The 9,302-nt window shown below is 49.5% G+C and carries 7 protein-coding genes and 1 pseudogene; 5 read left to right on the forward strand and 3 right to left on the reverse strand.

The window, feature by feature from the left end:
- Positions 1-122: 122 nt before the first annotated feature.
- Entirely contained in the window at positions 123-1,505 is a 1,383-nt protein-coding gene (locus tag C5Y83_RS07870) for a radical SAM protein (RefSeq protein WP_105329101.1), read from the forward strand.
- 40 nt (positions 1,506-1,545) lie between these two features.
- On the opposite strand, the gene C5Y83_RS30140 is transcribed toward C5Y83_RS07870, so the two are convergent.
- From C5Y83_RS30140 to C5Y83_RS07885, 3 genes and pseudogenes are all read right to left on the reverse strand, one after another.
- Positions 1,546-1,836, reverse strand: coding sequence for an acyl carrier protein (locus C5Y83_RS30140; protein WP_105329102.1), 291 nt, complete (start codon positions 1,834-1,836; stop codon positions 1,546-1,548).
- A gap of 170 nt (positions 1,837-2,006) precedes the next feature.
- Positions 2,007-2,471 (reverse strand): annotated as a pseudogene (locus C5Y83_RS07880) (IS5 family transposase); the annotation flags it as partial.
- 79 nt (positions 2,472-2,550) lie between these two features.
- Entirely contained in the window at positions 2,551-2,838 is a 288-nt protein-coding gene (locus C5Y83_RS07885) for a transposase (RefSeq protein ID WP_105329104.1), read from the reverse strand.
- Between the two features lie 130 nt (positions 2,839-2,968).
- Here C5Y83_RS07885 and C5Y83_RS07890 point away from each other — a divergent pair, with 130 nt between their 5' ends.
- From C5Y83_RS07890 to C5Y83_RS30145, 4 genes are all read left to right on the forward strand, one after another.
- Positions 2,969-3,967, forward strand: a complete 999-nt coding sequence (locus C5Y83_RS07890; RefSeq protein WP_105329105.1) for a 3-oxoacyl-ACP synthase III family protein — start codon at positions 2,969-2,971, stop codon at positions 3,965-3,967.
- Between the two features lie 1,447 nt (positions 3,968-5,414).
- Complete coding sequence (locus C5Y83_RS07900; protein WP_105329107.1) at positions 5,415-6,221, forward strand: ABC transporter ATP-binding protein; 807 nt, start codon at positions 5,415-5,417, stop codon at positions 6,219-6,221.
- Complete coding sequence (locus C5Y83_RS07905; protein WP_158262282.1) at positions 6,214-8,727, forward strand: FtsX-like permease family protein; 2,514 nt, start codon at positions 6,214-6,216, stop codon at positions 8,725-8,727. The genes C5Y83_RS07900 and C5Y83_RS07905 overlap by 8 nt, the downstream gene beginning before the upstream one ends.
- A 455-nt stretch (positions 8,728-9,182) precedes the next feature.
- The coding region (locus C5Y83_RS30145; RefSeq protein WP_409994586.1) for a transposase at positions 9,183-9,302 on the forward strand (120 nt) is incomplete at its 3' end.

Raw genomic sequence — 9,302 nt, forward strand, 5'->3', positions numbered from 1 at the left:
ACGCGATAACACAAACTTACAATTCTTTCACCAACGAACGCTCTTCGTGATACGTCACACTTTTTTGCGTCGTAGTGCTTAACCTCTTACCAATTAATACCCCAAAGAACAACGAGCTGCGAATGCAATCTCAAGATGTGATACGAGCAGTGCTCGCTGAGCGACGAAATCGTCGCCAGGTAAATAAGATCCTTCACGGTTTTCCATCGCCTCGTTTCTGGAAGCCACCTTCGCCTCAGCAACGAGACGCGTACGTCAGTTTCATCAAGGAGTGGTCTAGTGATGCCGAAGAAGTTGACTTCTACGTCGGAGTGCCATACTGCCCGAAGACGAATCCCAGAAAGTGTGGATATTGCCTCTTTCCAGTCGAGGTATTTAACGGATCAAATCAACTAGACGCATATCTTGATTTATTGTTCGCCGAAGGGCAATTGCAGCCTGAACTTAAACTTATGCGTCCAACGTCAGTATTTATTGGCGGAGGCACGCCTAACCTACTTAAGGTTGGGCAAATGAACAGATTGTTTTCGATTCTCGATAGCGTGTGCCCCGCTTGGCGGAAAGCCCAGCTTCTGACTTTCGAAGGGCTACCGGCTTTGTTTACTAGGGAGAAACTGGCTTGTCTCGCGGACAATGGTATTCATCGAATTAGTATGGGCGTCCAGCAACTGGATGATGAATTATGTGCCCTCAGTGGTCGCCGCCAGAGGGTATCCGAGGTACTGCAGGTCCTGCAGTGGTGTGAAGAAATCGGATTGAATTGTAACGTCGACCTGATTTTTGGGTGGCCGCGTCAAACTATTCCGTCGATGATAAGTGGTCTTCGAAGATTAGCCGATGAGACAAGCGTCGATCATATTACTCACTATGAATTGAACGTTGGCGGCTCATCGGAATTCGCACTTAATCTGCGACACGACCTACCTGATGCGAAACTAACACGAGATATGTACCTTGAGGGCAGACGTTTTCTGTTGAGCCGTGGTTTCCGACAGGATACTAGCTATGACTTTGCTCGCAGCGATCAGTCAAATCCTACTCCACATGATTATCGAGAATGTTGGTCGAAGTTTGAAAGGCGATTAATCCGCGGACTTGGATTCGCAGCCATCTCGGATATCACCTCCAATTCGATGAACTCCGGCTGGACCGTAAGGAACCAATCGATCTTAGGTGATTACGAATCAAGTGTCGTAGCGTCGGAAGTCCCGCTAGAGTTGGTTTATTTTCGCAAAAAGGTAGATGTCCAGCTTTCTTTTCTTTTTCGTGAAGTTCAGTCGCTACGGTTGTCCGATGCAGACTTCCGCAAAGCGTTCGGAGAATCGATACACCGCCGCTTTGGTGTTGAATTGAAAGTTTTGGCTGAAGCCGAAATGATTAAGCTAAGCGGAGATCAAATAGAACTGACTGAATCTGGTTCGTACCACGTACCACTCATCCAGGAAATTCTCGCGTATGAACGTCAAAACGAACTTGTTGCCAACCGAATATGTCGCATGAAATAGCCTAACTCATGAGACTATTTCGTCGAGTTGCAATAGCATTTCAAGACTCCGTCGTGTGGTCCGTTTCATCGCTCTCGTGTGCTAGTCGTCCTTTCAGAAGCGTTATAAGCGATTCGACTGATTCGTCTTTAAAAACTTCGTCTGGTGGTATTATTACCCCCAAGCTTTCCTCCAAACCGATCACAAAGTCCATCGACAGAAGTGAATCAAATTGCACTTCCGATAGCGTTCGAGAAGGTTCATTTTCGTAAAAGGTAATGTTTGAATTTGCTTCAGCAATTCGACGCAGAGTGGCGAGAATTGCGTTACGTATAACTTGCGGGGAAGCCATAGATCTGTTCCTGAATTTATCCTAACCAACTGTACGATTATACTAGCGTCAGTGCAGGAGATGAGTTCTGACCTGAACTACTTCGACTTTAAAGTAGCTTACCATGCCGTTTGATGAAATACGCGGCCTTACCTACTTTCCCGTTTCCTAGGCCCTATCAAAACACCCTGTCAACCCATCGTTTTCAAGTACTTTTGAATGAACGCCCATTTGAGCATTCCGAGGAAGTGTCTTGCTCGCTTCTCGAAGTGGGTTAGGATGCGGCGGCATTCTTTCAGCCAGCCGAACAAACGCTCGACGATGTTTCGTCGTTGGTACGTTTCCTTATCGAACTCAACGAACCGTGCGCCTTGGTCTTCGTTCGACTTGCTCGGGATGATGGGCTGGATGCTTGTCTCGACCAGATATTCGTCGATCCACTTGGCTAGAAATCCTTTGTCGCCTGCGAGAAAGATCGGTGTGATAAACTCTTCCGAATCATCGCCTCGCACTTCGCACGTCTTCATAAGCTCGTGCAAGCAACTGGACTCATGGGCTTGGCCAGGTGAGAGTATGGAGTGCAGCGGATGGCCGTGCAAGTCACACAGCAGATGGATTCTGGTGCTAAAACCGCCACGAATGTGGCCTAGGGCTTCACATCTAGCCTCCTCATTCGCCCCCTTTCACGGCACCGGCAGCACACTTGGCGGCTCGAACGGTCGTGCCATCGACGCATTACAACTCGCTGTCGATCACTCCCGCATCCACGTGAGCGGCACGCAGCAGGTCAAGAAGTTTATCGAGCGTTTCGCCCTGATTCCACGCCATGAACAGGTCACAGCTTGTGCCCCACTTGCCGAACTCCTTCGGCAGGTCACACCAGGGAGCAGCAGTTCTCATGATCCTCAGAATGCCATCGACCACCATCCGCCGATCGACTCGTGGCCGGCCTGTGCGAGCAGACGGCGGAAAGATGCCAGCAATCAATTCCCGTTGATCATCAGTGAGACGATGGCGTGCCATGGTCGACCTCTGTGCGTTGAAAAGAGAAAGTGCCCTTCAACGGTTGGAGGTCATCAATTGAAAGTCAAAATACCGTTTTCTGGCAGAGCCTAGTTTATACAGATCGAATTGACTATTAAGGTGGCATGCGATGGACATTCTAATTAAGGACGTTGCGTCAGCGCTCCCCGATCAGATCTTAACCGACGAAACGATCTATCAAACCAGCGGCAACAGTAGCACAACGAAACGCATGCGGATCGACCAACTCATCAGTCGAACTGGAGTCCAGTCACGACCGATTTTGCCCGCTGGCTACTCCATACTTGATCTCGCCGAACAAGCTTGCCGAATCGTATTGCGTCGCCAACCGGGTAGTCCAATCGATGGCCTCATCTTCTGCTCACAGACACAGGAAGCTCGGATTCCGGCATACGCTTGTATCCTTCATGGCCGCCTCGAGTTGCCTCCCCGCTGTGCGGCATTTGATATCGGGCTCGCTTGCTCTAGTTACATATACGGGCTGCAGACAGCATCTGGCTGGATTCGCTCCGGTATCTGCTCTAATGTGTTGGTAGTGACTGCCGACGCCTATTCCCGCCATTTATCGCGCGATGACTTGGCTTCCCGTGTTCTTTTTGGCGATGCCGCGTCCGCCACGTTGGTCGCTAAAGAATCGGGACGACTATTGATAAGTAACGGAGCCTTCGGAACTGATGGCCGCTGTTTCCAGGCCTTCTGGACGCCACACTCCGATCTCGACAAAAGGACTACTAACAAAGGCTCAATTATTTGCATGAATGGACGCGACGTCGCCAGTTTCGTAATTCGGGAGATGCCAAAAGCAATTTCGGCCTACCTTAAAACACTGAACTTGGAACTCGATCAAATTGATCAATTTATCTTTCATCAAGCCAGCATGCTACTGCTTGAGCGTCTTAGGAAATCGCTGGGGATCGAAGCAGATCGCTTTCTAATTAACTTAAACAAGACAGGTAATCTCGTTGGCTCGTCAATTCCACACCTGCTGAGTAATATCCTTCATGACCGGTTCAGCTCGATTGAAAACGATAGCCGTGTACTCTTCGGTGGTTTCGGGGCTGGCATGTCCTGGGGGCTGATGGCAGGTAGAATAGTGAAGCCAAGCTGAACTTCGAGATTGCTTGACATCGCCGCCATTTTTGTAGCTCTAGTAGAGCATTTCTGTCCTAACGGACCTGAACTCGCAAGATAAAGACTTCAATGCCAAGCAATGATCAAGATTCGCTCTTTTGATGGAAATTGGGACGAACTGGCTTCGTTTGTAAACCGATGCTGGAAAGTCCAGCACGGTGGGAAGGGGTACTTTTTCCATTGGCATCCCGACCTATTGAGATGGCAGCTTAACTCTGGCGATGGTCATGAAGACCTTGCAGTCGTTGCTTACAACGGCGGTCGACTCGTTGGCTCCTTTTTGGCGATTCCCTATAGTTTTCGACTCGGTAGACACAGCATTCGTGGCAGCATTGGAAGTTGGTGCACGGCGGACCCAAGTCAACCAGGAGCCGAATTAGTGATGCGACTCGTCAACGAACAACGAAAGCGACACCTCGAATATGAGTTGGCTTTTATGCTGGGCTACGTAGCGAACGACCACAACTCAATTGCGTACCGATTCTGGAGACGTTATTCAAGAGCGTACCCAAATCTCTTTCGTTTCCAATGCAAGAGTCAGGTGTGGCTAAGACCGCTGGACATACAGGCCCTTGCAAAGCTTTCGCTATCGCCGATGCAAAGATGGTGGCTCGATGCAGTTTCTCAGATGCCCATCCCGCTGCGCAAAACCGCAAGTTGCTATGAACGGCGAGTTCCAGACGTCCGCGACATACCAACGGCCGATCTACAAAGTTTTCTTCAAGAAGGCGATCGTGAGTGCCAGTTGGCAATCGATTGGTCAGAAGAATTGATCAAGAAGCATCTTTGCGATGACCTCGTCATGACCCACATTAAGAGAGATTCCGAAGGTAACATCGAATCATTGGTTAGCTCTTTTTCCATCGACATCGTTGGAGCAAACACCACGCAAACAACGCAAATCGACTTATTACGAGGGCCTAACAGCAGATATGTTGGGTCGGTGCTACGTAATGCACTAGATGACGCGAGAGAGGCTGGTTCCGCAATGGCATTTTGCCTGGGAAATCACGATTCCAAGTTGTATCTCTTGCGACATGGATTCTTTCCGATTGGAAATTCCGTACACTTGGTCTCCCTATTCCCAACAGTCGATTTACCGGCCGCGTCCAACGACTTCTCGTTGGTAATGCGCTAGATTGGGTGTTAAGTGTTTTTGCATAAGCTTGCACAACTTGTATTCTTAGCCCTCCAGGCCACGTCCATGGAGAGGACTAGTTCGCATAGAGTGAGGTGCCAGCGGGCTAAAGTGGCATCAAAGACATTTAGTGGGTAGTATTCCCAGGAAAACTCTTGTACGCTACGTTCTTTTGGATTTCACCCTTATATTTTAATTTTCATATCCGAAAATGACGTCAATGTGATTGCACTCTGCTACTCACATCATTCAGTTGCCCTGACCTTGACTTGGCACTAAGATCCCCATGTCAACCGCTGAATCTGATTCTCACGGTAATCCGAGACCGTTGTCGTCCCCTGAATATGCAGTTCAGGCCGTAAATGTGACAAAGACATACACCAATGGATATGTCGGCGTGAATGCAGTTCGGGGAATCTCAGTTGCAATCCCCTGTGGCCAGATGGTAGCGATAATGGGACCTAGCGGATCGGGGAAGAGTACGCTGCTACATATGCTTGGTGGCCTTGAGCGACCGACGAGCGGTCAAGTGTTTATTGATGGAAGTGACATTGCAAAGTACAGTGAATCGAAGTTGACTGTACTACGCCGGCAAAAACTCGGTTTTGTGTTTCAGACATTCAATTTGCTTTCGGTGCTCAATACAATTGAGAATGTCGCCCTTCCTTTATTGCTAGACGGAGTCGATTCTGGCAATGCTTATTCTCGAGCTGAGGAGTCGATAAGAGAGGTAGGCCTAGACCATCGACGGAACACGCTTGTGAATAGGCTTTCTGGTGGCGAGCGTCAGCGTGTCGCCGTTGCTAGGGCATTGACCATCCAACCGACACTCATCCTTGCCGATGAACCTACCGGCAACTTGGATTCCGTTAACGGTGAGCAGTTAATGCATCTTTTCTGCGAACTTGTTCACTCGAAAGGTCAGACGGTCGTGATGGTCACCCACGATGCAAACATCGCGGCCTACGCAGATCGAATGATAGTGATTCAAGATGGCCGAGTCGCGGAAGACGTTACAGTCAAATCGCACTCTCCCGCAATAGAAGAGGACCACCAGGATTCTACAGGGAATGGGTCGAGTTTCGATGTATAAGTTTCGACTTGCCTTCGCCTGGCTTCGAGATCGTAAATTGCGATCGCTACTCACAGTTTTGGGGTTGGCGATAGCAGCAATTGCGACCTTTGCCGTTCTTCAGGCCGAGACCGCAACAAGAGTTAGCGTTCGAAATCTTTCGGGAGCCGCGGGTCAGCGGCATGTCGCTCAGCTGCGTCGCATTGATGGCGAGTTTTTCTCATCCAAGATAGCCGAACAGATTGGCGCCAATTCTTCTGTGATCGAAAGTGTACCTATATGCTCTGACTTTGGCGCCTACAAAGCTTACAGCAAAGAAGTGCGAGGATTATTTATTGGGGCAGATTTCCATAGTTATTCGGGCCTGGCCAACCTAAAAATCGTGGAAGGACGCCGTTACAATACCGACAACGAGGCGATTCTAGACCAGAGTGCTGCCAAATATCTTGGGATCAACCTTGGCGACGTCATCTTTGTACGCACGAGTCATTTGCTTCTTTGGCGCCGCCGGAAGATCGTTGGTTTTTTTTCGGTTCCCCCGACAAATTCTACGGGCGAACCGCCGACGCTGGTAACTACACTGCCAAGTGCCGAGTTACTTGTTCGTAGGACCGACGCGATATCGTCTGTGCTGCTCGAGTCAAAACAAAGCCTAGATGAGCTTCAGCAGAGTGGCAAGACTCCTGAAGTTCCGGAAGGTTTTTCGCTGACTCAGATCCGCGCCCGAATGATGCTTGATGAACCGACGGAACGACTCATCTTTTTAAGTGTCCGTATTGCATCATTCTTGGCGATCTCAACCGCAATATTTGTTGGTGTCAACACGTTTACGATGGCAATTGCCGAACGCAATTCGGAGCTGGCAACCATTCGCCTGATCGGCGGCACCCGTCCTCAGCTGGTCAGCCTGATTGCAATCGAGTCGATTTTGATGGGCCTGTTTGCTGGCGTGCTAGGTTGTTTGATCGGCCCTTACGCTGGTCATGCGCTTGCGCATGGTATTCTGAATTTGCTTGGCTCAGAGCCTGGCACCTCGCCCGACGCATCTCTACCTGTATGGCTACCTATCTTGTTCGGTCCAGTACTCTCTCTCACTTCGGCGGGGTTTCCAATGCTCTCGCTATGGCAAACTTCTCCTCTACACGCAGGATCTGGCAACGACCAATTCGTTGTTGGAAATAGACGAATCTTACTAGTTCTTCCCGGCTTTATTCTACTAGCCCTTGCGATCATTCTGAGCTGGTCTCAGCCGTCTTTCATGTCGAAGACGCAAGTCGTCATCTCCAGCTTGGCATTGACAGCAATCGGGGGGACTGCTTTGACACCGCTTTGGGTAGTTGCATTGTCGAGTGTGGCTGCCCGCTTGTTCAAACCTGTAGCAAATGTCGAATCAATGGTTGCGAGCCGGCAGCTTCGATTGAATCAAATGCGTAGCATACTTACTGCTGCGGTCCTAATGCTCGTCTGCGCAACCACGTTTGCAATTGGAAATACTACTATTGCAATTACTCGTGACATCGAAAACTGGGCTCAAGCGACGTTTAGTGGTGACTTCCTGTTAAGAGCAAGTAAACCAACGCTTAACATTGGCGCCAGTGATGCCGTCGACTCTAAAACTGGTCGCGAACTTGAGGCACTAGGCGGGATTGAACGACTCGACCGCGTTCACTTTGGACGTGCATTGATAAATGACCGGGACGTTATCCTAATGACTCGCGACTTTGACGCTATGAAAGAGTTCCCGCTTTTGGTCGAGGAAGGTCAGCCCGACTCGGTAAATAAAGGCCTTCGTGATGGGCAGGTCGTGCTCTCGACGGTCTTGGCGAATGAGATGGGTATCAAAGTCGGTCAAACGGTCTCGATCGGTATGGAGGGCAACAACATTGAAGCGACTGTGGCAGGATTGATATCGGATTTCACCGCTGGCGGGAATGTCATGTTGATGAACCGCTCGATAGTAAAAAGCACGTTCGGCTTAAACGATGTTCATGTTTTCATAATTTCTGCAAAGAGCGGCAAAGTCGAGGAAGTTCGCAATGAGATTGAGAAAATAGCGGCTGAGCACTCTTTGATCTTCCAAGATCTGACTGAGTTCCGTGAATCGGTGGATGCGTTAACGTCATCAGTTACGTCAGGACTTTGGGCGTTGCTTTTTTGCGCCGTGCTCGTCGCTTCGTTCGGCGTTGTCAACACTGTAGCTATGAATGCGATGCAGCAAACTCGCGAGTTTGGACTCCTCAAAATCACGGGGATGCTACCAAAGTCAGTATTTCTGACGGTCAGTTTTCAAGCGATTGGCATTGGTGTAGCTGGGATACTTCCAGGAGTTGTTCTAGGAGTCGTTCTCGCACTAATGATATCAGCTCAGTTTCAAGCCTTATTTAGTCGTAGCATCAACCTGTTGATCGATCCAGTTTTCGTTCTAGTTGGCTTTGCTGCGGGACTGCTTGCTATAACAATCGCCTCTCTGCTCCCTGCAATTCGCGCCATTCGCCTACCTGTGCTAGAAGCACTACGAGAAGAGTAAGTGGGTAATTTTGACAAATGATCTACATTGCCGGAATGCATCGAAATTTCGGAAACGTCGAAGCACTATCGACCCTTCCCAATGATGGATACCAAGTGTGGCCCATCTTGGCGACGAGATATCGAGCTTCGTCGTCTAACCCCACTCGCCAACTACCGGATCCGTCCTGGCCTCGCATCAGTAACGCTCGTACCACAATACAACGCGTTGCATATTCGATGTGTATGGGCTGTATCAACACATTATAAAACTTAATATTGCCATCCAATAATGACAGTCATCGCCATAGTTCTAAGGACAAGCAGCCTGCAAGCTCGCCATTATTGCTTAACGCGAGGACAGCTTGCAGCCGCTAGTAGCGTCCGGAAAGGAAAAACTGACCTGCCCCCTTCACCCGCGTCCATTCGGTAAATTAGTTTTTGCTGAATGCATGCCCATTTGAAGGGAAATTTCTTATGCCTAGAAGAAGATTCACGCCGGAGCAGATTATCCAGCATCTCCGCGAAGCGGAGGTGCTTCTTTCTCAGGACAAGACGATTGCCCAGGCCTGCAAGGCGATCGGTGTCACGGAGCAG

The sequence above is a fragment of the Blastopirellula marina genome, assembly GCF_002967765.1.
Lineage (GTDB): Bacteria > Planctomycetota > Planctomycetia > Pirellulales > Pirellulaceae > Bremerella > Bremerella marina_A.

Coding starts and splice junctions, on each gene's coding strand:
- C5Y83_RS07870 (WP_105329101.1), top strand. CDS start 123: ATGCAATCTCAAGATGTGATACGAGCAGTGCTCGCTGAGCGACGAAAT.
- C5Y83_RS30140 (WP_105329102.1), bottom strand. CDS start 1,836: ATGGCTTCCCCGCAAGTTATACGTAACGCAATTCTCGCCACTCTGCGT.
- C5Y83_RS07885 (WP_105329104.1), bottom strand. CDS start 2,838: ATGGCACGCCATCGTCTCACTGATGATCAACGGGAATTGATTGCTGGC.
- C5Y83_RS07890 (WP_105329105.1), top strand. CDS start 2,969: ATGGACATTCTAATTAAGGACGTTGCGTCAGCGCTCCCCGATCAGATC.
- C5Y83_RS07900 (WP_105329107.1), top strand. CDS start 5,415: ATGTCAACCGCTGAATCTGATTCTCACGGTAATCCGAGACCGTTGTCG.
- C5Y83_RS07905 (WP_158262282.1), top strand. CDS start 6,214: ATGTATAAGTTTCGACTTGCCTTCGCCTGGCTTCGAGATCGTAAATTG.